Genomic DNA, 23,353 nt, shown 5'->3' on the forward strand with positions numbered 1-23,353 from the left:
CACCGATCACCTCAGGGAAGAAGGCAGACGATGTCCACAGAACGCTTCGAGACGATCGTGATCGGCGCAGGACAGGCCGGCCTCGCCACCGGATACCACCTCACAAGATGCGGGCAGCGATTCGTGATCCTCGACGCCCACGACCGCGTCGGAGACGTGTGGCGGGAGCGATTCGACTCGCTCCGGCTCTACAGTCCCGCCCGGTACGACGGACTGCCCGGCTGGGGAATTCCCGCCCCGGCGTGGTCCTGGCCCGGGAAGGACGAGGTCGCCGACTACTTCGAGGCCTACGCGCAGCGATTCGCGCTCCCGATCCGGACCGGCACCACCGTCGACGGCCTGTCCCGTGACGGCGACCGTTACGTCGTCACCGCCGGGACGGACCGATTCGAGGCCGACAACGTCGTCGTCGCCTCCGGGACCTGGCAGTCCCCGGTCGTCCCGGATCTCGCCGAGCGCCTCGACCCCCGGATCCGGCAACTGCATTCGAGCGACTACCGCAATCCGTCGCAACTGCAGGACGGGCCGGTGCTGGTGGTCGGGTGCAGCCACTCCGGCGCGGACATCGCGCTGGAGGCCTCCCGTTCGCATCGCACCACGATCTGCGGGCCCGTCCGCGGGGAGGTGCCGTTCGACATCGAGGGACGCCTCGCCCACCTCGCGGTCCCGATCATGTGGTTCATGGCCAATCACGTTCTGACGGAACGCACCCCCGTCGGCCGGAAGATGTGCACCCACGTCCGCTCGGGCGGCGGACCACTCCTGCGGGTCAAGCGGGCCGACCTGGCTGCGGCCGGTGTGGAGCACTTCCCCGCGAAGGTCACCGGCGTCCACGACGGCAGACCGGTCCTCGACGACGGCACCGCATTCGACGTCCGCAACGTCATCTGGTGCACCGGGTTCCGCAAGGACACGTCGTGGATCCAGATCCCCGTCACCGGCTCCGACGGGTGGCCCGAGCAGTCCCGCGGAGTCTCACCGGACCATCCGGGACTGTATTTCGTGGGGCTGCCGTTCCTGCAGGCGTTCGCGTCGATGCTCACCGGCGGGGTGGGCAGGGATGCCCGGTACGTCGCGAAACACATTGCGCGCAGGCGGACACGGACCGGGCTCAGGCCGTCAGCACCAACCCTGACGTAGGCACACCGGTCCCGGCGGTGACCAGGACGTTCTGCACGCCGGAGACCTGGTTCACGGACGTGCCGCGGATCTGTCGCACGCCCTCGGCGATGCCGTTCATCCCGTGGATGTAGGCCTCGCCGAGCTGGCCTCCGTGGGTATTGAGCGGCAGGCTGCCGTCGAGGTCGATGGCACCGTCGGCGATGAAGTCCTTGGCCTCACCGCGGCCGCAGAAGCCGAGTTCTTCGAGCTGCATCAATACGTACGGGGTGAAGTGGTCGTAGAGGACGGCCAGATCCATGTCCTGCGGTCCGAGCCCGGCCTGATCCCACAGCTGCCTGCCGACCAGCTCCATCTCGGGCAGTCCCGCGAGCTCCGGGCGGTAGTAGCTGGTCATGATGTACTGGTCGCTGCCGCTCCCCTGGGCCGCCGCCGCGATCACGGCCGGTTTCTGCTTCAGGTTCTTCGCCCGCTCCGGTGACGTGACCACGATCGCGATGCCGCCGTCCGACTCCTGGCAGCAGTCGAGCAGGTGCAGGGGCTCGGCGATGAAGCGGGAGTTCTGGTGGTCGTCGAGCGTGATCGGTTTGCCGTAGAAGAAGGCGTTCGGATTGGTGGCGGCATGCTTGCGGTCGGTGACCGCGACCCGACCGAAATCCTCACTCGTAGCGCCGTATTCGTGCATGTACCGCTGGGCGACCATCGCGACGAACGCCGCCGGCGTCGACAGGCCGTGCGGGTAGGAGAACGCGTTGTCGGTACCCGACGAGTTCACCTGCTGCACCAGACCGGAGTTCACCTGCCCGAAGCGCATCCCCGACCGCTCGTTGAACGCCCGGTACGCCACCACCACGTCGGCGACACCGGTGGCCACCGCCATCGCCGCCTGCTGCACGGTCGCGCACGCCGCACCTCCGCCGTAGTGGATGCGGCTGAAGAACTTCAGATCCGGAATCCCGACCGAACGGGCCACGGCCGCTTCGGTGTTGGTGTCCATCGTGAAAGATGTCAGGCCGTCGACGTCCGCGGGGGGCAGCCCGGCGTCGTCGAGCGCCGCCGTGACCGCCTCTGCCGCCAGCCGTAATTCGCTGCGGCCCGAATTCTTCGAGAAGTCCGTGGCGCCGATACCGGCGATGACAGCCTTGCCCGACAGCCCGCTCATGCACCCGCTCCGTTCGTGCGTCCGTCCAGGACGAGGGTCACCTTCGACGTGATGTGGTCGCCGAGACCGTTCTTCCCGACGACGTCCAGCGTGACGACGCCGTCGCCCACCGACGCCACCGTGCCGCTCAGGGTGAGGGTGTCGTACGCGTACCACGGAACGCCGAGGCGCAACGCGATCGACTTGATCACCGCGGTCGGCCCCGCCCAGTCGGTGACGAACCGCTGCACCAGACCCGTGTCGGTGAGGATGTTGACGAAGATGTCCTTCGACCCGCGTTGCTGCGCGAGGTCGCGGTCGTGGTGGACGTCCTGGAAGTCGCGTGTCGCCAGTGCGGCCGAGACGACGAACGTCGGGTCGCCAGTGACGGTCAATTCCGGAAGCGTCGTTCCCACCGCGACATCGAGAGTGGACGTCATGACTGCTCCTTCGCTCCGCGCTGCCACGCGTACAGGGTCCACGGCGTGCCGCCCGTCTCGTCGTCGCCCGGGAAGTCGAGGTAGATCGCTTCCACCGGCATCCCGACCGTCACCTCGGCGGGGTCGACGCCGCGCAGCTCACCGAGCATGCGGACGCCTTCCTCCAGTTCGACCAGCGCCACTACGAACGGCAGCGAGCGTCCCGGCACCTTCGGCGCGTGGTGGACCACGTAACTGAACACGGTGCCGCGGCCCGACGCGACGACGTAGTCCGTCGTCTCCGTCTTGTCCTTCCACAGCGCGGGCACCGGTGGGTGCTGCAGCGATCCGTCCTCACGCTGCTGGATCCGCAACTCGTGCGCGGCCACCCCGTCCCAGAAGAACTGGGTGTCCTGCGAGGCGCTGGGCCGCATCAGCTTGGTGGGGTCCAGATCGTCGAAAGATGCACCCTGCCCGTTCGCCGACGGTGACACCGGTTCGGCGGGTTTGGGCGCGAACTTCAGGATGCGGAACAGCATCTCGGCGACGACCTCGTCGGTGCCGTCGTCGCCGGCGACCTGCCACAGGCTGCGGGTGGTGAAGAACCACCCCTCACCGAGGCCCGTCTTCTTCGGACCCACGAGGTCCTCGAGGGTCGTGGTGATGGTGACCTCCTCACCGACCCTCAGGTAGCGGTGGTAGATCTGATCGCAGTTGGTGGCGACGACGGACGTGAACCCGGCCTCGTCGAGGATCGTCGTCATGCGGCCGAGCGGGTCGTCGGGTTGCCGGACGGCGTTCAGCCCCTGCATCGTCCACACCTGCGCCATCGCGGGCGGGGCCACGATGCCGTCGTGTCCCGCTGCCCGCGCCGCCGCCTCGTCGACGTAGATCGGATTCCGGTCGCCGATCGCCTCCACCCAGTTGCGGATCATCGGCAGGTTGATCGGGTCACGTCCGGGGCGAGGGGCGCTCGGACCCGCCGACCGGACCTCGTCCGCGGCAGCGAGAATCTGTTCGGAACTCATTTCGCGCGGCGCTCCTATCGCGGGACTCGGGGAAGTTTCAGGCCGGCTGTCGCGATCAGCTCACGCATCACCTCGTTGACACCGCCACCGAACGTGATGACGAGGTTGCGCTTCACCTGCATGTCGAGCCACCTCATGAGATCGGCGGTCTCCGGCTCGGACGGGTCGCCGTAGCGTCCGACGATCTCTTCGACGAGCCGGCCGATCCGCTGAATACGTTCGGTGGCGAACACTTTCGTCGCGGACGCGTCGGCGATGTCGACGGCGTCCGCCTCACTCGACGCCACCTGCCAGTTGAGTAGTTCGTTGAGGCGGAACGTCGCGTGGATCTCGCCGAGCGCGCGCCGCACGTCCGGCTCGTCGAGCAGGTCGTGCGCGACCGCCCAGTTGCGGATGCGGTCGTAGAGACCGCCGACCCGGCCCGCCGGCCCGAGCATGACGCGTTCGTGGTTGAGCTGGGTGGTGATGAGTCGCCAGCCCTGATTCTCCTCACCGACCAGCATGTCGGCGGGAACCCGGACGTCGGAGTAGTAGGTGGCGTTGACGTGATGCGCACCGTCGCACGTGATGATCGGCGTCCAGCTGTAGCCCGGGTCCTTGGTGTCCATGATCAGGATGGAGATGCCGCGGTGACGCGAATCCGCCGAGCCCGTCCGGACGGCGAGCCACAGGTAGTCGGCGTCGTGACCGCCGGTGGTGAAGATCTTCTGCCCGTTGACGATGTACTCGTCACCCACGCGCACGGCAGTGGTCCGCAGCGCCGCGAGGTCGGTGCCCGCTTCCGGTTCGGTGTAGCCGATCGCGAAGTGCACCTCGCCGGCGAGGATCGCGGGCAGGAACTTGCGCTTCTGCTCCTCCGTCCCGTACTTCTGCAGCGTCGGACCCACCGTTTGCAGCGTGACCGCGGGCAGCGGAACGTCGGCGCGGGTCGCCTCGTTGACGAAGATCTGCTGCTCGATCTCGCCGAAGCCGCGGCCCCCGAAGTCCACCGGCCAGCCCACCCCGAGCCAGCCGTCCTTGCCCATCCGGCGGATGACCTCGCGGTAGGTGCTGCCGTGGCGCTCCGTGCGCATCACCTCGGCCTCGGCAGGCGAGATCAGCCCGGAGAAGTAGCGCCGCAGTTCCGCTTGCAGCTCACGCTGCTCGTCGGTCAGATCGATGAACACCGGGCCCCCACGAGGTCGAGTCGGTACGAGGCGCCGCCCACGAGGCGGGCCAGGTCTTTGGCGGTCGAGTAGTAGCGGTGCAGCGGGTACGTGACATCGACGCCGATCCCGCCGTGCAGGTGGTGCAGAACCTGCATGGCGGCAGGCACTTCGGCGGCGATCCAGTACGCCATCACGTCCAGATCGTCCTGGGCGTCCAGGCCTTCGGACACCCGCCACGACGCCGCGAGCGCCGACACGTGGAGGGTACGGGACGTGACGTAGACGTCGGCGATCTGCTGCGAGACGGCCTGGAACGTGGCGAGCGGCTTGCCGAACTGGTGGCGCGTCGCGAGGTGTTCTCCTGCCAGAACCGTTGCCCCCGACAGCAGTCCGTCCGCGACCGCTCCGATGGACGCCAGGGCGATGCGGTACAGCGTCTGCACCGCGTCGTCGCCGGCCGCGAGCAGTTCACCGCGCGCGCCGTCGAACGTGATCGCGAATTCCGGGCTACCCGACGCCGAGGGGGTCGGCGTGAGCGTGACGCCTGCCGCGCCCGGGTCCACCAGCACCACCCCGGTGTCCGTGGGCACGAGGATCCGGTGTGCCCGCTCGGCGAAGGGAACCGCGAGCACGCGCCCGGTGACGGAGTAGCCGTTCCCGTCCGCGACCGCGGTCACCGAGGGCCGGGCCGGGAACTGCGCCCCGGGTTCGGCGAGCGCCGCGGTGAACGTGCGGCCGTCGGCGAGACCGGTGAGCAGTGCGTCCTGTTGGGCGTCGTCGCCCAGCGCGACGATGGGCAGCACACCGAATCCGAGCGTTGCGAGGGCCGGGACCAGCGCCGCCTTCCGCCCGACCTCGGTGAGCAGCGCACCGACGTCGGTGACCGAGAGCCCTTCACCGCCGAGACGTTCCGGCAGTGCGAGGGTCAGCAGGTCGGCGTCGGCGAACGCGGCCCAGAGGGCGTCGTCGTCGAGGTCGCGGGCCAGCAGTCCGGCCGCGACCTGGGCCACGGCCTCCTGGGTTTCGTCTCGAGTGAAGTCCACGCTGACAATCCCACTTTCAATTTAGAACGTGTTCTAGTTGTATCACCATCCCGGACCTCGCGAAAGACCATCGCGACGCGGCTCAGCCCCGCGGCAGCCCGAGAATCCGCTCGGCCGCGACCGTCAGCAGGATCTGCGTCGTTCCGCCCGCAATGGACAGGCAGCGCGTATTGAGGAACTCCCGCGCCAGCGGCCCCTCCACCCAGCCGTCCACACCACCGAGTTCCATCGCGAATTCCGCGACCGCCTGCCGCTGGCGGACCCCGACCAGCTTGCGGACACTCGATTCCGGTCCCGGGTCCTGACCGTCCAGCTGCCGGAGGGTGGTGCGCAGTTCGAGCTGCGAGCCGACGAGCGCGTTACCGATGAGATGCCCGAGCCTGTCGTCGGTCACGGGGTCGCCGACCCCCGCGAGCGCGAGCAGTTCCTCCATCGCCGCACCGAGCGAGGAGCCCCCGCCCATCGCGACCCGCTCGTTGGCCAGCGTGGTGCGGGCCAGCTTCCAGCCGTCGCCGAGATTCCCGACCACCAGCTCGTCCGGCACGAACACGTCCTCGAGATACACCTCGTTGAACAGGGCGTCGCCGGTGATCTCGCGCAGCGGCGAGATGGTGATGCCGGGGCTCGTCATGTCGACGAGGAAGTAGCTGATGCCCCTGTGTTTGGGCGCGTCCCGGTCGGTGCGGGCCAGGCAGATCGCCCAGTCCGCTTCCTGCGCCCTCGACGTCCACACCTTCTGACCGTTCAGCCGCCACCCGCCGTCCACCTTCTCCGCCGACGTCCGCAGCGCCGCGAGGTCGGAGCCGGCGCCGGGTTCGCTGAACAGCTGGCACCAGATGATCTCGCCGCGCAGCGTCGGGGTGGCGAAGCGTTCGATCTGCTCGGCGCTGCCGTGCTCGAGGATCGTCGGCACGGCCCACCAGCCGATCACGAGGTCGGGCCTGCCGACCCCGGCGGCCGCCAGCTCCTCCTCGATCAGGATCTGTTCGGCGGCGCGCGCACCCCGTCCGTAGGGTGCGGGCCAGTGCGGGGCCAGGTAACCCGACTCCGCGAGGGCCGCGCGTCGCTCCGACTCCGGCCGCGCCACCAGGTCGGCGATCTCGGCGCGGATCTGCGCCCGCTCGTCGTCGAGCCCGGACAGGTCGATCGACAGGTGCCTGCGAGCACCGGCCCGCGTCAGTTCCGTGACCCGCGCCCGCCAGCGGGCGGAGCCGCCGAGCAGCTGCCGCAGCGACGTCGCCCGGCGCAGGTAGAAGTGCGCGTCGTGTTCCCAGGTGAAGCCGATCCCGCCGAGCACCTGGATGCAGTCCTTGGCGGTCTCGACGGCGGCGTCGAGCGTGAGCGACGCCGCGACCGCGGCCGCGATCGGCAGCTCGCCGCCGTCCGCGTCCCACGCGTCCTCCGCCGCCACGGCCGCATCCCACGCCGCTGCACCGGACTGTTCGACGCGGCACAGCATCTCCGCGCACAGATGCTTGATCGCCTGGAACGATCCGATCGGTTTGCCGAACTGCTCGCGAATCTTGGCGTACTCCACCGCCGTTCGCAGACACCAGGCCGCGATCCCGGATGCCTCCACGGCGGCGAGGGTCGCGGCGAGGTCGGCCACGAGCCCGTCCCGCACGCCGGTGACCACCCGGTCGGCCGCCACCGCCACACGATCGCAGCGCACCCGCGCGAGCGGGCGGCTCTTGTCGATCGTGTCGGCGACCGTGACGTCCAGGCCGTCGGCTTCGCCGTCGATCAGACACCACACGACGCCGTCGCCCGCGTCGGCGGACAGCAGCACGGACACCCCCGTGTCACCGCCGATCGCGAAGCCCGCGTCGCCGGTGACGGTCAACCCGCCGTCGGCCCCGAGCGTCGCGTTCACCGGGGAGTTGCTGCCGAGAGCCACCGCGCACGGCATCGCGCCGTCGGCGAGGTCCTCGGACCACCGTTTCGCGGCGGCGCCGGAGCTGCGGCCGACGACGAGCGCGGCGAGAGCGGTCGAGAGAACAGGGCCCGGGACGAGTTCAGTCGCGGCCTGTTCGAGCATCGCGGCGAGATCGACGATCTCCGCTCCCGACCCCCCGACCTCTTCGGGGACGGCGACCGAGAAAATTCCGAGCGAGGCGAAGGACGGCCACGACGTCCGCCACGAATCTGCTGGTCCTTGCCGTACTGTGACCAGCGGGTCCGTGGACCGCGCCCAAGCCTGGATCGAACCCGCTGCAGCCCTCTGTTCCTCGGTGGTGGCGATTGTCACAACGGGTATCCGCCTCTCCTGAATGACACATTCGTCTAGAACGTGTTCTAATATGACACCTGGCCATGAGTCAAGGCGCGAAGGAAAACAGGTAATGACGACCAGCTCTCGATCACGGTCCTCGACGGTCGCTGCGGCGACGCTGGGCGAGGACGATCTCAGTTCCAACGCGCAGAAGGAACGGCGCAAGCGGATCCTCGACGCGACCCTGGCCCTGGCCTCCAAGGGCGGATACGAAGCCGTGCAGATGCGGGCCGTCGCCGAACGCGCCGACGTCGCCGTGGGGACGCTGTACCGCTACTTCCCGTCCAAGGTGCACCTGCTGGTGTCGGCGCTCGCCCGCGAGTTCGAGCGAATCGACTCGCGGGGAAAGAACCCGCCGGGCCGGAACCCGCTCGAGCGGATGCAGCTCATCCTCAGCCAGATCACCCGGGCCATGCAGCGCGACCCACTGCTGACCGAGGCCATGACGCGCGCCTTCATGTTCGCCGACGCCTCCGCCGCCGCCGAGGTCGATCAGGTGGGCAAGCTGATGGACCGCCTGTTCGCCCGCGCGATGACGGACACCGAGCCCACCGAAGACCAGTTGGCCGTCGCCCGCGTCATCTCCGACGTGTGGCTGTCGAACCTGGTGGCCTGGCTCACACGCCGCTCGTCCGCGACCGATGTCGCGAATCGGCTCGAACTCACCGTCGAACTGCTGCTCGGTGACGGAAGCCGCAGACCCGAGTAGGACGCGATCGGGGCACAGCCCCGGCCGAGAACGCGCTCACAGCCGTCACATCCCCTAGATTTGAACATGTGAGCGCCCATGATCTGTCCATCGAACTTCGTCGTGCCCTCTCGAGGGTTGCGCGGACCCCTCGCCTGCTCGTCGCTTCCGACTACGACGGCACGATGGCCCCCATCGTCTCCGACCCCGAGAAGGCGTTCCCCCACGCCGAATCGGTGCGCGCTCTCCGCGCCCTGGCCAGCCTCGCCGGAACGACGGCGGCCGTGATCTCGGGCCGGGCACTCAAGGACCTTGCCGCGCTGTCGCGGCTGCCCGCCGAGGTTCAGCTGGTCGGCAGCCACGGCTCGGAATTCGACATCGGGTTCATCCATGCGATCGACGCCGACGCCAAGAAACTTCTCGGTGAGATCACCGAGGAACTCACCCGGATCGCCACGCTGCACGCCGGTACGTCGGTGGAGGCGAAGCCGGCCAGCGTCGCCCTCCACGTCCGCAACGCCGACGCCGAGGAAGGTGCCCTGGCCCTGGCCGCCGTGCGCGCCGACGCCGGACAGCGCGTTGGCGTGCAGGTCACCGAGGGCAAGTCCGTCATCGAACTGGCCGTCGTCGCCACCGACAAGGGCCATGCGCTCGACCTGATCCGTCACCAGGACGGTGCGACGGCAGCCGTCTTCGTCGGCGACGACGTCACCGACGAGAAGGCGTTCGCGCGTCTCCAGGGCCCCGACCTCGGCGTGAAGGTGGGCCCCGGCGAGAGTCTCGCCGAATTCCGGGTGTCGACCACCGAAGACGTGGCCGCGGCCCTCGCGTTCCTGCTCGAGGAGCGCCGCACCTGGCTGTCCGGGGCACACGCCCCGCCGATCGAGCGCCTCACCATGCTCGCCAGCCCGCGGACCGTCGCACTCGTCACCCCCGACGCGACCCTCACCTGGCTGTGTCATCCCGAACCCGACTCGGCGTCCGTGTTCGCGCATCTGCTCGGCGGACCGGAGGCCGGCCATTTCAGTGTCGGCCCGCACCGCAGCGCGCTGCCGCTGAGCCAGCGGTACATCGACAGCACCATGACTGTGCAGACACGGTGGGCCAGCCTCTCCGTCACCGACTACCTGCCGCACGACGTCCGCCAGGGCCGCACCGACCTGACCCGGGTGATCAGCGGGCAGGCCGCCGCCGTCGTGACGTTCGCACCGCGGCCCGAGTTCGGGCAGGGCCAGGTCATCCTCGAGGCGGTCTCCGAGGGACTGCGGGTGCACGGGACCAACGAGCCGATCGTGCTGCGCTCCCCCGGCGTGCAGTGGAACGTCACGTCCGACGGCAACCAGCAGACCGCGCATGCCGTCGTCGACCCGTCCGGCGGTGACGTCGTCCTGGAATTGCGATGCGGTACCGAAGAACTCGGACCGTCGGAGACACCCGAGGAGGAGCGTCGCGCGCTGGCCGAATCGTATTGGTCGGACTGGGCGAAGAGCCTCACCCTGCCCACCCTCAAACCCGACCTGATGAAGCGTTCCGCGCTCACCCTCCGCGGTCTGGTGCACGTCGACTCCGGAGCAATCATGGCGGCCGCCACCACCTCGCTGCCCGAGGAGATCGGCGGCGTCCGCAACTGGGACTACCGCTACTGCTGGCTGCGCGACGCGGCGCTTACCGCGTCCGCGCTCGTCAGCCTCGGCTCGCTGAGCGAGGCCGAGGGCTACCTCGACTGGGTGCACGACGTCCTCGAGACGCTGCCCGGCCCCGAACGCCTGCACCCCCTCTACACGCTGCACGGTGGCGGTCTGCCGCCCGAGGCCGTCATCGACTCGCTGCCCGGCTACGCGGGCTCGCGGCCGGTCCGCATCGGCAACGCGGCCAACCAGCAGGTGCAACTCGACGTGTTCGGGCCCATCGTCGAACTCATCCACGACCTGTCCCACGCCCGCGAGAAGCAGGGCGTCGAAGTGGCGCTCAACGACCGCGACTGGGAACTGGTCTGCGCCATGGTCGAGGCCGTGGAACGTCGCTGGTTCGAACCCGATCACGGCATCTGGGAGATCCGCGACAACCCGCGTCACCACGTGTACTCGAAGGTGATGGGCTGGGTCACCGTCGACCGTGCGGTGGCGCTGGCCGAGCACTTCGGCCGCGACGTCGAGCCCGGCTGGACGTCGTTGCGCGACAAGATCGCCGAGGAGGTGCGCGAGAAGGGCTGGAAGGACGAGGTCCGCTCGTACACCGCCGCCTACGACGGCACCGACCTCGACGCCGCCACCCTGTACATCGGACTGTCCGGGCTGATCGACCCGTCGGACGAGAAGTTCGCCGCCACCGTCACGGCCACCGAGGCGGAACTGCGCAGCGGCTCGACCGTGTACCGGTACCACCACGACGACGGGCTGCCCGGCACCGAGGGCGGGTTCCACCTCTGTGCGGCCTGGCTGGTCGAGGCGTACCTGCTGATCGGTCAGCGGTCGCAGGCGGAGGCGTTGTTCGCGCAACTGGTCGACGCCGCCGGGCCGACCGGGCTTCTCAGCGAGGAGTACGACCCCGTCGCCGAGCGGTCGCTGGGCAACCACCCCCAGGCGTACAGCCACCTGGGATTGCTGCGTTGCGCTCAGCTCCTGGCCTGAACGTGAGGCCGGGTCAGCGCTTGGCGGGCCCGGCCGTCGAACCCCGCAGCAGTTCGGTCTCGAGCATCTCGACGATCGCGACGCCGGAGTGCGACGGGGACATGAGCAGGGCACCCGCCCGGCGACCCTTCTCCTCCTGGGGTTGCCGCACGGTGGTCAGGCCCTCACGCAGTGCGTCGTCGACTCCGTCGAATCCGGTGATCGACAGCCGGCCGGGCACGTCGATGCCCTGCCAGCGCGCCCAGTCCAGCGCGCCGAGCGCGAGGACGTCGGTGGTGCACACGAGTGCGGTGATTCTCGGATTCACGCCGAGCGCCTGCGCGGCAGCGGCGTGCCCCGACTTCCCGGTGTGCTCGAACCGCTCGACGACGGTCAGCGTCCGAGGGTCCAGGCCGGCGTCCGACATGGCGTCGCGCACTCCCTCGATGCGTTCGCGCTGCACGTGGAAGTTCGGTGACCGCAGACGCTCGGCGTCGGCGACCCCGTCCGAGCGGTCGCGCCCCAGCCTCATGCTCAGCACGCCGATGTCGCGGTGGCCGAGCCCGATCAGATAGTCGGCGAGGCCCCGCATCGCGCCGCGGTCGTCGATCCCGACGAGCGACGCACCCGGGATCTCGCGCGGCTGATCGCACACGACCATCGGCAGGTGACGTTCGCACACCGCCGCGAGGTACGGGTCGTCGTCCGCCACCGAGTACACGACGAACCCGTCGACGCCCGCCTGCTGCACGACCGCGGCGGCGTCCGCCTCCTCGCGTCCCGGGCCGGCCGGAATCAGCAGCAGACCCTGCCCGGCGGCCTCGCACGACTCAGCCAGTCCGGACAGAAAGCTCATCGCGGCGGGGTCGCGGAAGGAGTAACTGAGGGCCTCGGTGAGCAGCAGTCCGACGGCACCGGCCCTGCGGGTGCGCAGGGATCGGGCCACCGGGTCGGGGCCGGGGTAGCCGCGGCGCTTGGCCGCCTGCAACACCCGGTCGCGCAGTTCCGCGGAGAGTTGATCCGGCCGGTTGTACGCGTTGGACACCGTCGTGCGCGAAATATTGAGCTCGGCCGCGAGCGACGCCAGCGTGGCTTGGCGACGAGGCTGTCGAGACCTGGGCATAGGGGGACGTTAGTACCTGGCCCCCGTTCGGGCGCGTCGGGGCTGCGCCGAAAGTGCACTACCAGGACCTATCCGCTAAAGTGCAACGGTAACGGTTTCCAATAGCGTTTAGCGTTCGTCTTCGGTCAGGAGTTTTCTGTGCGCGCTTCCTCAGGTTTTCGTGCCGCCACGGCGGCCGTCGGGCTGTCGTTCGCCGCGGCCCTCACCCTCACCGCGTGCGGCTCCGACACGACCGGTGACGGCACGCTGACCGTCGTCGCGTCGACGAACGTGTGGGGCAGCGTCGCGCAGGCCGTCGCCGGCGACAAGGTGGACGTCACCTCGATCATCACCGAACCGTCGTCCGACCCGCACTCGTTCGAGGCGAGCCCCACCGACGCCGCCAAGCTCACCGACGCCTCCCTGATCGTCTACAACGGCGGCGGGTACGACCACTTCGTCGACGACATCATCGGCACCGGCAACAGCGACCAGCTCACCGTCAACGCATTCGACCTCCTCGAGGGCGGCGCGCACGCGGGCGAGGACGAGCACTCCGGCGGCGGCGACTCGGACGGCGGCGACTCGCACGAGGGCCACGACCACGGCGACGTCAACGAGCACGTCTGGTTCGACGTCGACACCGTCGACGCCACCGCGCAGTCCATCGCGGACAAGCTCGGCCAACTCGACCCCGACAACGCCGACGCCTACAAGGCCAACGCCGCCACCTTCCACGGTCAGCTCGAGCAGATCTCCGCGATCACCGACGGCATCGTGGCAGCGCACAAGGACGCACCCGTCGCCCAGACCGAACCGATCGCCTACTACCTGCTGCAGTCCGCGGGCCTGAAGGACGTCACCCCGCCCGATTTCACGAGCGCCATCGAGAACGGCAACGACCCCGCACCCGCCGCCATCGCCGCGACGCGACAGCTGCTCACCGGCAAGCAGGTGCAGGCCCTCGTCTACAACGTGCAGACGCAGGACCGGGTCACCCAGGACGTGCGGGCCACGGCCGAGTCGGCGGGAATCCCCGTCGTCGAGGTGACCGAAACCCTGCCCGAAGGCCTGGACTACATTCAGTGGCAGACCAACACCGCCGAGTCGCTTGCTGCGGCTCTGCAATAGAACTGATCGGCTTGTGACAGAACCCACTTCGAAGAACGCCGGCAACGGTCGCGTCCCCGCACTGGAATTGACGGGGGCGCGACTGTCCTTCGGCGAACGCACACTCTGGCAGGACCTCGACCTCACCGTGGAACCCGGCGAATTCGTCGCCGTCCTCGGACCCAACGGGTCGGGCAAGACGTCGCTGCTGAAGGTGCTGCTCGGCCAGCTCGCCCTCAGCTCCGGTACCGCGCGCATCGCCGGATCCCCGGCGCGGAAGGGCAATTCGCACGTCGGGTACATCCCCCAGCAGAAGTCGCTCGACGACGGACTGCCGCTGCGGGGCCGCGACCTCGTCGGCCTCGGCGTCGACGGCCACCAGTGGGGAACCGGTCTCCTCCGGCGAGGCCGACGCCGTGCGATCGTCGACGCGGCAATCGCCGAAGTCGGCGCCGAGAACTACGCGGACGCACCGATCGGTTCCATGTCCGGCGGTGAGCAGCAACGACTGCGGATCGCGCAGGCCCTCGTCGGCAACCCCCAGATCCTGCTGTGCGACGAACCGCTGCTCAGCCTCGACCTGGCCAACCAGAATCTCGTGTCGGGCCTCATCGACCGACGGCGCCGCACCCACGACACCGCGGTGCTGTTCGTCACCCACGAGATCAACCCGATCCTCCCCCTCGTCGACCGCGTGCTCTACCTCGTCGACGGACAGTTCCGCATCGGCAAACCCGAAGAGGTCATGACATCGGAGGTGCTGTCCGAGCTGTACCGCACCGACGTGGAGGTGCTGCACGTACGCGGCCGCCTCGTCGTCATCGGCACCGGCGACGCCATCGACGCGCTCGGCAGCGCGGGCGGCCTCCGCCCCGGTGAGGGTGTGCACCACACGGACGAGGGACACGCATGAGCAACAAGTTCACCGACGCGATGTCGCGCATGTTCGACGTCTCGGCCACCGTCGACCTCCTGCAGTACGACTTCGTCCAGCAAGCGCTGATCGCAGGCGCCATCCTCGGCCTGCTGGCAGGAGCCATCGGCCCCCTCATCGTCAGCAGGCAGATGTCGTTCGCCGTGCACGGCACGAGCGAACTGTCGCTGACCGGTGCGTCGGCGGCCCTGCTCATCGGTGTCAGCGTCGGGGCCGGCGCCATCGCCGGGTCGGTGGTCGCGGCGGTCCTGTTCGGACTACTCGGCGCGAAGGCCCGCGACCGTGACTCGGTCATCGGCGTGATCATGGCATTCGGGCTCGGCCTGTCGGTGCTGTTCATCTGGTCGTACCAAGGGCGCACCGGCACCAGTTTCTCGCTGCTGATCGGCCAGATCGTGGCACCCGGAGACAGCGGCCTCCAGCTGCTGCTGCTCTGCGCCGTGCTGGTCATCGGGGTCCTCGGCCTGATCTACCGCCCCCTCCTGTTCGCGAGCACCGATCCCGACGTCGCCGAGGCCCGCGGAGTCTCGGTGCGTGCGCTGTCGATCGTGTTCGCCGTGCTCGTCGGCATCACGGCCGCGCTCGGCGTCCAGATCGTCGGGGCACTGCTGGTGATGGCACTGCTCATTACCCCCGCGGCGGCCGCCGCCTACGTCACCGCCAGCCCACTCAAGGCCACGATCCTGTCGATCGTGTTCGCCGAACTCGCCGCCGTCGGCGGCATCCTGCTGTCCCTCGCACCCGGTGTGCCGGTGTCGAGCTTCGTCACCACGATCTCGTTCGTCATCTACCTCGTATGCCGGCTCAGCGGCTCCTCCCGACGCAAGAACGCGGGACGAATCACCCCCACCCACGCACACACGCACTGAGCCGCCACTCCCCGCGATCAGACGGCCGAACCGGCCCTCCCACGCCGAAGAGTGGAGGCTCAGTGCAAGTCACCTACAAGCGGTCGGGGAAATACGGCGCCAACGCCGTAGCCACCTTCGTCGCCTGATCGCACGCCGCGTCGACGCTCGTGAAATCCTCCAACTCGCTGTACCCGATCATGAACTCCAGAATCCCCGGCTCGATCGCCACCGACACCGTGCACGCACTCCCGCCACGGAAATCCGACACCAGAGCACGCCGCCCGCCGATCTCCGTCTCACTCAGGACGTCGAAGCGGTCGCTCGACTCGACGCTGCTGACGGTTTCAGCAAGCGCGGAAATGACAACGCCGTAGTCAGGATTGCGCGATCGAAATGAGCATGAACGATTCGCCGGCTCATCCGAAAGCCGCGATCCTGCGCGCACGTCGATCTGCGCCGCTTGGAGTGCCTCCTGGGCAAGACCGTCACAGGGGTGGAACGCGATCGCCTTCGCCGGTTGCTGCGCAGCTGCGCCATCCACCGGAGTTGAACAGCCTGCAATTGCGCCAATACCCATTAGGCCGGTTACGAAGGCGATTCCGCCGGACCGACGGTTCACAAGTTCCCTCCGACCGACCCCAGACTCGACGCGATGGCCGCATCCTGCTCGTTGTATCGCGCGAGGACCGACTCGAACATCGACTTCATGTCCTTCGCATACGTTTGATGCGCACCGAATAGCCCCACCGCGGTATTCGCGAACTCGATGTCGCCGCCTCCGATGGCCTTCTCGTCGAATTTGCGTGCCAGCTGCTTCGCCGAGTCGATGTCCTGCTCTCCAATTCCCAGATCAGCTGCGCGAAGTTTCTGACGAGCGTTGTCAGCCAAGTCGCCCATCAGATCCGCATGCTCCTGGCACAGCTTGATGCACTGCTCGATGCCTGCGGGGTCGAGTTCGAGCCTGCCTCCCCCGGTGACGTTCTCGGTGAAAGCCTTCCATCCGGCTTCCGGTGCTTCTGGCCCCGCCATGTCGGTGTCCCCTCCGTGTGTCGTGCTGTGCAATCGCCGGCGCGTGGCAATCTACCAACCGCGGGCACCGACCGACCCCGCTCGAGGAGTGGTACCGACCCTGATCAGGGTGTCGAGCGAGGATACGAGCTGTTCGGGGCCTGCCGGGTGCGCAGCGGATGGGTCGTGCGGTCCGATCGCGTAGCGTCCGTCCCCGGCGATGTCGATCCAGTGCACGACGCCGGCGTCCCTGCCGGTGCCGTAGCGGGGGCCGCGGAAGACGCGGATCTTCCCGCGTCCCGCGTATCCCTTCTGCACGGCGGATTCGAGTCGCGGGGCGGGGGCCGCCCGATTGACCTCCTGCAGGATTCCCTGAGAGAAGTGGGTGTCCTGTTCGTCGCGCCGCTGAAACCGGCGGCGGCCGGCGGCGTTCTGCGGGATCAGCCCGACCAGTTGGGCGCCCAGCCGCCCGGCCGCACCGGCGCCGATCACCACATCGCCTCCGATCTGCGGTGCCCGGCCGGGGAGTTGCGACGCGATCACCACCCGTTGCCCCTGTTGTGCACCGACGATTCGGATCGGGGTCTCGTCGGCGGTCGAACCGGAGATCTCGACATACACGTCGGGCTCGGCGAGCACACCCAACGCCGACCTCACATCGTCGTGCTCGGCTCCCGCGAACGCTTCGCGTATCCGGTTCTGCTCGGCGACATACGCATTGAGTCCGGGGTGCGCGCTCACGATCCGGAACGGGTACGGGATGCGGTCCAGCCCTGCGCCGACCCACAGGGCGTCGAACAGTTCGGGACGCAGCTGCCAGTTGCGCATGTTCATGCGCCGATCACCGGTGGCGAGACGAGGGGCAGTTTGCCGATCAATTCGTTGCCGTTGTCGAGGGTGATCAGGTAGTCGGGCGTCTTGTGTTCCTTGTCCTCGCCGCCGCCCTTGGCAGCTCCTCCGCTGCCCATCATTCCCCCGCCCATCGGGCCGGTGCCCCGCATCCCGGCACCCGCGCGACCTCCGGCGTTGGCCCCCGGAACCCCGGGTGCGGTGCCGGGCCGGGCCACGGCCCCCGGCTGATTCCCGGCGCCGACGCCACCGCCGAGTCCGCCGACTCCCAGTCCGCCGCCACCGGAAGCCCCACCCACACCTGCGGATCGCGAGCCGGCACCCGAGGACGAATCGGCGCTGGAAGGCATGCCCGTCCGGCTCTGCGCCTGATCCCCCGTCGCCGAAGCCGGGACCGTCGTCGCGGGTGTGGTGGCAGCCGACGGCGCGGTTGCCGCATTCTGCTGCGTGCCGTCCGCAGCGGGCGCGCCGTCCACATCGGACGGGTCGCTGACGAGCACGTCGCCGGAAGTCGGCTGCCCGCCGCTCGGTCCACCGAACCGGTCGCTCGAACTCGGGCTGCCGCTCGCGTAGTCGACACCGGGCCCGACCGGACCCGAAGGAACGTCGACGATGCTCTCCGGTTTCGTGAACGACGGGACGTTTCCGTCCGACGTCGCGAGTCCGGGGTTGTAGATCGTGGCCATCTTCTCGCGCGCTTCGCCCTCGCGCCGGTAGTACTCGTCTTCGGTGTCCGTGTCCCAGGGCGTCAGCTTGTCCCACAGGCCGGTGCCGATGATTTCGGGAACCTGCGATCGAAGCGACGCGACCGTCTCCGCCAGAGGCGTCAGCGCGTCCGCCACTCCGTGAAGTTGCTGCTGCGCCAGCGGCGCGGAGGTCGAGTACCGTTCGGTCTCGCCGTAGGCCGCCGACGAGGCAGCACCGTGCCAGCTCTCGCTGATCGTCTTCTTGATCGCGTCGCTGAACTCGACGATCGCGTCGTGGGCCGTCGTCCCCAGTTCGGCCCAGGCTCTTGCGATGCCGCTGACGTTCTCGACATTCATGCCGGCGACGGCGCTCGCGATCCGCGCGTGATCCCACTGGTCCGAGTGAAAGTTCTCGGGATCCTTGATGTATGCCGGGTCGGTCATGTGTCCCCCTCCGATTGCGCAGTCCACCACGCACGGTCAATTGTTCTGACGCAGCAGGGCCCTCACCGGTTCCGCCCGCCCCCGCGAGAGAATCTACAAGACTGCACTCGGAACCCTAGTATCGAATATGTGCCGGCAATCGATCTGAACAGCGACCTCGGCGAGAGCTACGGCGCCTGGACCCTCGGCGACGACCTGGCGATGCTGAAGCTCGTGACCAGTGCCAATGTGGCCTGCGGCTTTCATGCGGGCGATCCCACAACCCTGTCAGCCACCTGCTCGGCGGCGTCCGAGCTGACGGTCCGGATCGGCGCGCAGGTCGGCTACCACGACCTCGCCGGGTTCGGGCGCCGGTTCATCGACGTCGCGCCGCGTGACCTGACGGCCGACGTCGTCTATCAGATCGGTGCTCTCGACGGTCTCGCCCAGGTTTCCGGCTCCGCGGTGGCGTACGTGAAACCCCACGGCGCGCTGTACAACGCGATCGTCCACCATCGTGAGCAGGCCCGCGCGGTGGTCGCGGCGGTCAGCGCGTACGACGAGACGCTGCCCGTCCTCGGCCTGCCCGGTTCGGTGTTCCTCGAGGAGGCCGAGAAGGCCGGACTGCGGACGGTCACCGAGGCGTTCGCAGACCGCGCGTACACACCCGAGGGGACGCTGGTGCCGCGCACGACGGACGGGGCCGTACTGCACGATCCCGCGGTGGTGGCCGAACGGGTCCGCAGACTCGTCGTCGATCACACCCTCGAAGCGGTCGACGGTACGGTCCTCGCGGTCACCGCCGAATCCGTCTGCGTCCACGGCGATACGCCCGCAGCCGTCGAGATGGCCACCGCCATCCGGTCGTTGCTCGACGCCGAGGGCATCACGGTGGAGCCGTTCGTGTGATGCGCATCCTCGACGTCGGAGAAAGCGCGGTCCTCGCCGAGTTCGAGGACCTCGACACCGTGCTCGCGCATTTTCGTGCGCTGGACGACTCCCGGCCACCCGGGGTCGTGGAGGTGATCCCCGCGGCGCGCACCGTCCTGGTGCGGTTCGACCACGGCGCGACCAGTCGTGACCGCGTCGCGAAGTGGGTGCGGACCACGGAACCGGAGGCGACTGTCGCCGAGGATCCCCCGGACGAGATCCGGATAGCGGTGCGCTACGACGGTCCCGACCTCGAGGACGTGGCCGAGCTGACCGGTCTCGGTGTCGACGGCGTCGTCGCCGCACACAGCGGAACACCGTGGACGGTGGCGTTCTGCGGCTTCGCCCCGGGTTTCGGTTACCTCACCGGCGGCGCACCCGAGCTGCACGTGCCGCGCCGTGCGACGCCTCGGACCTCCGTCCCCGCCGGGACCGTGGCACTGGGCGGGGAGTTCACGGGAATCTACCCCCGCAGCTCGCCCGGCGGGTGGCAACTCATCGGCACCACCGACGAACCGATCTGGGATGCCGAACGCACTCCCCCCGCCCTGCTCCGCCCCGGCGTCGTCGTGCGCTTCGCGCCCGTGAGTACTTATTAACCGCCCGACGTTAATAAGTACTCACAGGCGCGAAGCGCATTATGCCATCGATCGTGGGTGGACGCGGCGTCGATCTCCGACAGCGTCCGGCGAGCACGCTCGATTCTCGCTCGATTCGTACTCTCCCACAGCAGAATCCGGGAGTCCGGTTCGTCACCGGGCTCCCCCGACGACAGTACGTCCCGGGTCAGGAGGCGGACGGAGCGGTACAGGTCGTCCCGCAGCGCCACCCGGGCGAGGGTGTGCCACCGCTCGCCCCGCGGAAGCGCCGACACCTTGATCAGCCATCGATCCACGCCGAGGTGATCGGAGAGCGCGAAGTAGAGCGGCGCCACCTCGGCGACGTCGTGCTCCAGTTCGCGGGCGACGTCCACGATGTCGAGCAGGCTGAACCGGTAGAGGCCGTCCGCGATACGACGGGCGATGGACGTCTCGACGCCCGCCTCGTCGTAGGAGCGACGCGTGTCCTCCATCGCCAGCACCTCCGCACCGCCGAGCCATCCGCCGACGTCACCGGAATGGATGTGGACGTGGCGTCGGAAATCGTCGATCTCGGCGTCCACCGACAGCGGCTGACGACGGTTGGCGAGGAACCACCGCGACGCCCGGTCGAGCAGCCTGCGGGCCTCGACGACGAGTTCGTACTCCGTCGCCGGCGGCAGCTTCGCCGCGGCGATGTCGGACCAGAGTTCCGCAAGCCCGAACACCTCCGACGTGATGACGAACGCGCGCACCACATCCGCGGGTCCGGCCCCCGTCTCCTCGCGCAGCCGGTACGCGTACGTGAGCCCGCCGCGGGCGAAGATGTCGTTCACGATCTCGGTGGCGAGGATCTCCTGGCGGAGGGGGTGCGCGTCGACGGGGAGGACGGAGCGCAGCGCGGCGGCGAAGTACGCGCCGAGCCGTTCGGAGAAGTACCCGTCGGAGAAGACGTCCGTATCCTCGAGTTCCGCTTTCAGATCCAGCTTGGCGTGGGCGAGGAGGGTCGCCAGTTCCGGCGAGGTCAGTCCGACCCCTGCCTCCGACAGTTCGGCGAAGCCGTCGGGGTTCGGAAGCGCCTCCAGGTCGCAGTCCAGGCCGCGCTTGTCGACCAGGTCGTTCACCATCCTCGCGTGCACGTCCACCATCCGGTGGGCATTCGACCGGGCGTCGCCGAGTACCCGGTTCTGCGCGCGATTGTTCGCGAGCACGAGTTCCGACACGTCGTCGGTGAGCGAACCGAGCAGGTCCGAGCGCCGCACCGGGTCCAACCGCCGGTCGACGGGCAACGAGTCGAGCAGGATCTTGATGTTGACCTCGTGGTCGGAACAGTCCACTCCGGCCGAATTGTCCAGTGCGTCGGTGTTGACGAGCCCACCCGTGCGGGCGTATTCGATGCGAGCGAGCGGCGTCATACCCAGGTTGCCGCCCTCGGCGACAGCGCGTGCACGCAGCCGGCCCGCATCGATCCGGACGGTGTCGTTCGCTTTGTCACCCGCGTCCGTGTGCGACTCCGACGAGTCCTTGACGTACGTCCCGACGCCGCCGTTGAACAGGAGATCCACCGGGGCGGCGAGGATGGCGCGGATCATCTCCGGCGGCGTCAGCGTCGTCAGCGACGAGGCGAGACCGAGCGCCGTCCGCATCTGGCTGCTCACCGGAATCGATTTGCTCTCACGCGACCAGACGCCACCGCCTTCACTGATGAGGGTCCGGTCGTAGTCGGCCCACGACGACCTCGGCAGCTCGAACAACCGGCGGCGTTCCTGCCAGGCCTGCTCCCGGCGGGGAGTGGGGTCGACGAAGATGTGGCGGTGGTCGAACGCGGCGACCAGCCCGATGCCGGCACTCGCCAGCATGGCGTTCCCGAAGACGTCGCCGCTCATGTCGCCGATCCCCGTCACCGTGAAACTGTCACGGTCGACGTCGATTCCGAGTTCGGCCAGATGCCGGGTGACGCTCACCCACGCACCCTTCGCGGTGATGCCCATCTTCTTGTGGTCGTAGCCGACCGAACCACCGGACGCGAACGCGTCACCGAGCCAGAAGTCGTACGTCCGGGCCACCTCGTTGGCGGTGTCGGAGAACGTGGCAGTGCCCTTGTCCGCCGCCACCACGAGGTAGGGGTCGTCGCCGTCCCGGCAGACGACACCCTCCGGATGAGCCGATTCGGCTGTGTCCGAACGGTTGTCGGTGACGTCGAGCAGCCCGGAGATGAACTGCCGGTAGCAGTCCTGGCCGGTGGACGACGGGTTGCGCACGACGAAACCGCCCTTGGCGCCCACGGGCACGATGACGGCGTTCTTCACTGCCTGCGCCTTGACGAGACCGAGGATCTCGGTGCGGTAGTCGTCGAGGCGGTCGGACCAGCGGAGCCCGCCGCGCGCGACGGGTCCGTATCGCAGGTGCACGCCCTCCATGTCCGGCGAATACACGAAGACCTCGTAGAACGGCCGCGGCCGCGGAAGTTCGTCGACCTCGCCGGAGCGGAACTTCAGCGACAACTGGGGACGAGCCGGACCGAGCGCGCCGTCCCGATAGAAGTTGGTGCGGGTCGTCGCCGCGACGAGGCCCGAGTAGGCGCGCAGGATACGGTCGGCGTCGAGGCCTTCCACGGCTGCGAGCAGCAATTCGACCCGGCGCGCACACTGTTCGACGTCGTCGTCGCGGGACGTGCCGCCACCGGGACGGGATGGATCGAAATGCGCATGGAACAGCTCGACGAGCGCCGACGCGAACTCGGGACGCAACAGCAGGACCGCCTCGATCCGGCCCTGGTCGTACGGCAGAGCACTCTGCCGCAGGAAGCGTGCGTACGCGCGCAGGAGCACCACCTCCTGCCAGTCCAGGCCGGCGACGAGCACCAGCACGTTGAACCGATCCGCCTCCGCGCGGCCCGACCACATCGCACGAAACGTCTCCAGGACGGACTCGGGTTCGACGGATCCCGAGGCCACCGCGGACGCGACGAGCGGTCCCGCGGACACCCGGAAGTCGTAGAGCCGGCACACCAGTCCGTCGGCGCGGCGGAACACCGACGTCCGCTGACCCTCGACCTCGAGGTCGAGGCTCCCGAGAAGTCGCAGCACCCGTTCGAGCGACACGGTCGAGTCTCCGCTGTAGAGCGCGACCCGCAGTTGCCGGTTCTCGTTCGGTCCGACGGTGTCGACCTGCAGGTCGAATGCGTCGGCGGTCAGGCGGTCAGGCGGCGACGTCGGGAACGGGCGGCCGATCCCGTTCTTCGACATAGCCTTCCGGCAGGGACAGTGCGAGCGTGGACGTGGTCGAGCTCATAGATTCTCTCCGTTGAGATCCGGGCGCCGTGTGTTTTCGTGGAAAACGAGAAAGATCCGTCCCGCGGGCGCCATTGACCGCGGGACGGATCGAGTGTCAGGACACGGATGTGTCGGCAGAC

19 protein-coding genes and 1 pseudogene are annotated in these 23,353 nt (G+C 68.8%); 8 read left to right on the top strand and 12 right to left on the bottom strand.

The genetic code is table 11. From position 1 onward, the window contains the following. The first annotated feature begins 30 nt into the window (after positions 1-30). The gene (locus JVH1_RS13855) at positions 31-1,140 is read left to right on the top strand and encodes an NAD(P)/FAD-dependent oxidoreductase (protein WP_009477554.1); all 1,110 of its coding nucleotides are present in this window, start codon (positions 31-33) and stop codon (positions 1,138-1,140) included. Here JVH1_RS13855 and JVH1_RS13860 read toward each other — a convergent pair. The 6 genes from JVH1_RS13860 to JVH1_RS13885 form a co-directional block, all read right to left on the bottom strand. Then, a complete protein-coding gene (locus tag JVH1_RS13860; RefSeq protein ID WP_009477553.1) occupies positions 1,112-2,281 on the bottom strand; it encodes a lipid-transfer protein in 1,170 nt (389 codons plus the stop codon). The genes JVH1_RS13855 and JVH1_RS13860 overlap by 29 nt on opposite strands. Next, the gene (locus tag JVH1_RS13865; protein ID WP_009477552.1) at positions 2,278-2,700 is read right to left on the bottom strand and encodes a MaoC family dehydratase; all 423 of its coding nucleotides are present in this window, start codon (positions 2,698-2,700) and stop codon (positions 2,278-2,280) included. Before JVH1_RS13865 ends, JVH1_RS13860 begins: the two co-directional genes overlap by 4 nt. Further along, positions 2,697-3,707, bottom strand: a complete 1,011-nt coding sequence (locus tag JVH1_RS13870) for a bifunctional MaoC family dehydratase N-terminal/OB-fold nucleic acid binding domain-containing protein (RefSeq protein WP_009477551.1) — start codon at positions 3,705-3,707, stop codon at positions 2,697-2,699. The genes JVH1_RS13865 and JVH1_RS13870 overlap by 4 nt, the downstream gene beginning before the upstream one ends. 14 nt (positions 3,708-3,721) lie before the next feature. Then, on the bottom strand, positions 3,722-4,873 hold the full coding sequence (locus JVH1_RS13875; protein WP_009477550.1) for an acyl-CoA dehydrogenase family protein: 1,152 nt from the start codon (positions 4,871-4,873) through the stop codon (positions 3,722-3,724). Beyond that, complete coding sequence (locus JVH1_RS13880) at positions 4,858-5,898, bottom strand: acyl-CoA dehydrogenase family protein (RefSeq protein ID WP_009477549.1); 1,041 nt, start codon at positions 5,896-5,898, stop codon at positions 4,858-4,860. Before JVH1_RS13880 ends, JVH1_RS13875 begins: the two co-directional genes overlap by 16 nt. 82 nt (positions 5,899-5,980) lie before the next feature. Continuing rightward, positions 5,981-8,146: an acyl-CoA dehydrogenase gene (locus JVH1_RS13885; protein ID WP_009477548.1), complete on the bottom strand. Its 2,166-nt coding sequence runs from the start codon at positions 8,144-8,146 to the stop codon at positions 5,981-5,983. Positions 8,147-8,240: 94 nt separating this feature from the next. Between JVH1_RS13885 and kstR the strand changes: the two genes are divergently transcribed. Together kstR and otsB are read left to right on the top strand one after the other, a co-directional pair. Next, positions 8,241-8,879, top strand: a complete 639-nt coding sequence (gene kstR / locus JVH1_RS13890; RefSeq protein WP_009477547.1) for a cholesterol catabolism transcriptional regulator KstR — start codon at positions 8,241-8,243, stop codon at positions 8,877-8,879. 68 nt (positions 8,880-8,947) lie between these two features. After that, the gene (gene otsB / locus JVH1_RS13895) at positions 8,948-11,488 is read left to right on the top strand and encodes a trehalose-phosphatase (protein ID WP_009477546.1); all 2,541 of its coding nucleotides are present in this window, start codon (positions 8,948-8,950) and stop codon (positions 11,486-11,488) included. Positions 11,489-11,501: 13 nt separating this feature from the next. On the opposite strand, the gene JVH1_RS13900 is transcribed toward otsB, so the two are convergent. After that, positions 11,502-12,590: a substrate-binding domain-containing protein gene (locus tag JVH1_RS13900; protein ID WP_009477545.1), complete on the bottom strand. Its 1,089-nt coding sequence runs from the start codon at positions 12,588-12,590 to the stop codon at positions 11,502-11,504. A 138-nt stretch (positions 12,591-12,728) separates the two neighbouring features. Here JVH1_RS13900 and JVH1_RS13905 point away from each other — a divergent pair, with 138 nt between their 5' ends. Genes JVH1_RS13905 through JVH1_RS13915 form a run of 3 tightly spaced genes read left to right on the top strand, consistent with a single transcriptional unit; the run spans position 12,729 to position 15,482 of the window. Next, entirely contained in the window at positions 12,729-13,700 is a 972-nt protein-coding gene (locus JVH1_RS13905) for a metal ABC transporter solute-binding protein, Zn/Mn family (RefSeq protein WP_009477544.1), read from the top strand. Positions 13,701-13,713: 13 nt separating this feature from the next. Continuing rightward, positions 13,714-14,592 (top strand): metal ABC transporter ATP-binding protein, encoded by an 879-nt coding sequence (locus JVH1_RS13910; protein ID WP_009477543.1) that lies wholly within the window; start codon positions 13,714-13,716, stop codon positions 14,590-14,592. After that, positions 14,589-15,482, top strand: coding sequence for a metal ABC transporter permease (locus tag JVH1_RS13915; RefSeq protein ID WP_009477542.1), 894 nt, complete (start codon positions 14,589-14,591; stop codon positions 15,480-15,482). Before JVH1_RS13910 ends, JVH1_RS13915 begins: the two co-directional genes overlap by 4 nt. A gap of 73 nt (positions 15,483-15,555) precedes the next feature. Here JVH1_RS13915 and JVH1_RS13920 read toward each other — a convergent pair whose 3' ends face one another. The 4 genes from JVH1_RS13920 to JVH1_RS13935 are packed head-to-tail and all read right to left on the bottom strand — an operon-like array spanning position 15,556 to position 18,451. Then, positions 15,556-16,083, bottom strand: coding sequence for a DUF3558 domain-containing protein (locus tag JVH1_RS13920; RefSeq protein WP_009477541.1), 528 nt, complete (start codon positions 16,081-16,083; stop codon positions 15,556-15,558). Further along, the gene (locus JVH1_RS13925; protein ID WP_009477540.1) at positions 16,080-16,493 is read right to left on the bottom strand and encodes a hypothetical protein; all 414 of its coding nucleotides are present in this window, start codon (positions 16,491-16,493) and stop codon (positions 16,080-16,082) included. Before JVH1_RS13925 ends, JVH1_RS13920 begins: the two co-directional genes overlap by 4 nt. 51 nt (positions 16,494-16,544) lie before the next feature. Then, positions 16,545-17,306: an ESX secretion-associated protein EspG gene (locus JVH1_RS13930; protein WP_009477539.1), complete on the bottom strand. Its 762-nt coding sequence runs from the start codon at positions 17,304-17,306 to the stop codon at positions 16,545-16,547. Further along, positions 17,303-18,451, bottom strand: coding sequence for a hypothetical protein (locus JVH1_RS13935; protein WP_009477538.1), 1,149 nt, complete (start codon positions 18,449-18,451; stop codon positions 17,303-17,305). The genes JVH1_RS13930 and JVH1_RS13935 overlap by 4 nt, the downstream gene beginning before the upstream one ends. Before the next feature lie 129 nt (positions 18,452-18,580). Between JVH1_RS13935 and JVH1_RS13940 the strand changes: the two genes are divergently transcribed. Further along, positions 18,581-19,339, top strand: a complete 759-nt coding sequence (locus JVH1_RS13940; protein WP_009477537.1) for a LamB/YcsF family protein — start codon at positions 18,581-18,583, stop codon at positions 19,337-19,339. Further along, on the top strand, positions 19,339-19,959 hold the full coding sequence (locus JVH1_RS13945; protein WP_016884117.1) for an allophanate hydrolase subunit 1: 621 nt from the start codon (positions 19,339-19,341) through the stop codon (positions 19,957-19,959). The genes JVH1_RS13940 and JVH1_RS13945 overlap by 1 nt, the downstream gene beginning before the upstream one ends. On the opposite strand, the pseudogene JVH1_RS13950 reads toward JVH1_RS13945, so the two are convergent. Then, positions 19,956-23,232: pseudogene (locus JVH1_RS13950) on the bottom strand (NAD-glutamate dehydrogenase domain-containing protein). The gene JVH1_RS13945 and the pseudogene JVH1_RS13950 sit on opposite strands and share 4 nt — an antisense overlap. Positions 23,233-23,353: the final 121 nt, after the last annotated feature.

The sequence above is a fragment of the Rhodococcus sp. JVH1 genome, from assembly GCF_000280725.2.
GTDB lineage: Bacteria > Actinomycetota > Actinomycetes > Mycobacteriales > Mycobacteriaceae > Rhodococcus_F > Rhodococcus_F jostii_A.

Excerpts from the sequence above, each read along its gene's own strand:
- JVH1_RS13855 (WP_009477554.1), top strand. The coding sequence starts at position 31 with ATGTCCACAGAACGCTTCGAGACGATCGTGATCGGCGCAGGACAGGCC.
- JVH1_RS13860 (WP_009477553.1), bottom strand. The coding sequence starts at position 2,281 with ATGAGCGGGCTGTCGGGCAAGGCTGTCATCGCCGGTATCGGCGCCACG.
- JVH1_RS13865 (WP_009477552.1), bottom strand. The coding sequence starts at position 2,700 with ATGACGTCCACTCTCGATGTCGCGGTGGGAACGACGCTTCCGGAATTG.
- JVH1_RS13870 (WP_009477551.1), bottom strand. The coding sequence starts at position 3,707 with ATGAGTTCCGAACAGATTCTCGCTGCCGCGGACGAGGTCCGGTCGGCG.
- kstR (WP_009477547.1), top strand. The coding sequence starts at position 8,241 with ATGACGACCAGCTCTCGATCACGGTCCTCGACGGTCGCTGCGGCGACG.
- JVH1_RS13900 (WP_009477545.1), bottom strand. The coding sequence starts at position 12,590 with ATGCCCAGGTCTCGACAGCCTCGTCGCCAAGCCACGCTGGCGTCGCTC.
- JVH1_RS13915 (WP_009477542.1), top strand. The coding sequence starts at position 14,589 with ATGAGCAACAAGTTCACCGACGCGATGTCGCGCATGTTCGACGTCTCG.
- JVH1_RS13925 (WP_009477540.1), bottom strand. The coding sequence starts at position 16,493 with ATGGCGGGGCCAGAAGCACCGGAAGCCGGATGGAAGGCTTTCACCGAG.
- JVH1_RS13930 (WP_009477539.1), bottom strand. The coding sequence starts at position 17,306 with ATGAACATGCGCAACTGGCAGCTGCGTCCCGAACTGTTCGACGCCCTG.
- JVH1_RS13935 (WP_009477538.1), bottom strand. The coding sequence starts at position 18,451 with ATGACCGACCCGGCATACATCAAGGATCCCGAGAACTTTCACTCGGAC.
- JVH1_RS13945 (WP_016884117.1), top strand. The coding sequence starts at position 19,339 with ATGCGCATCCTCGACGTCGGAGAAAGCGCGGTCCTCGCCGAGTTCGAG.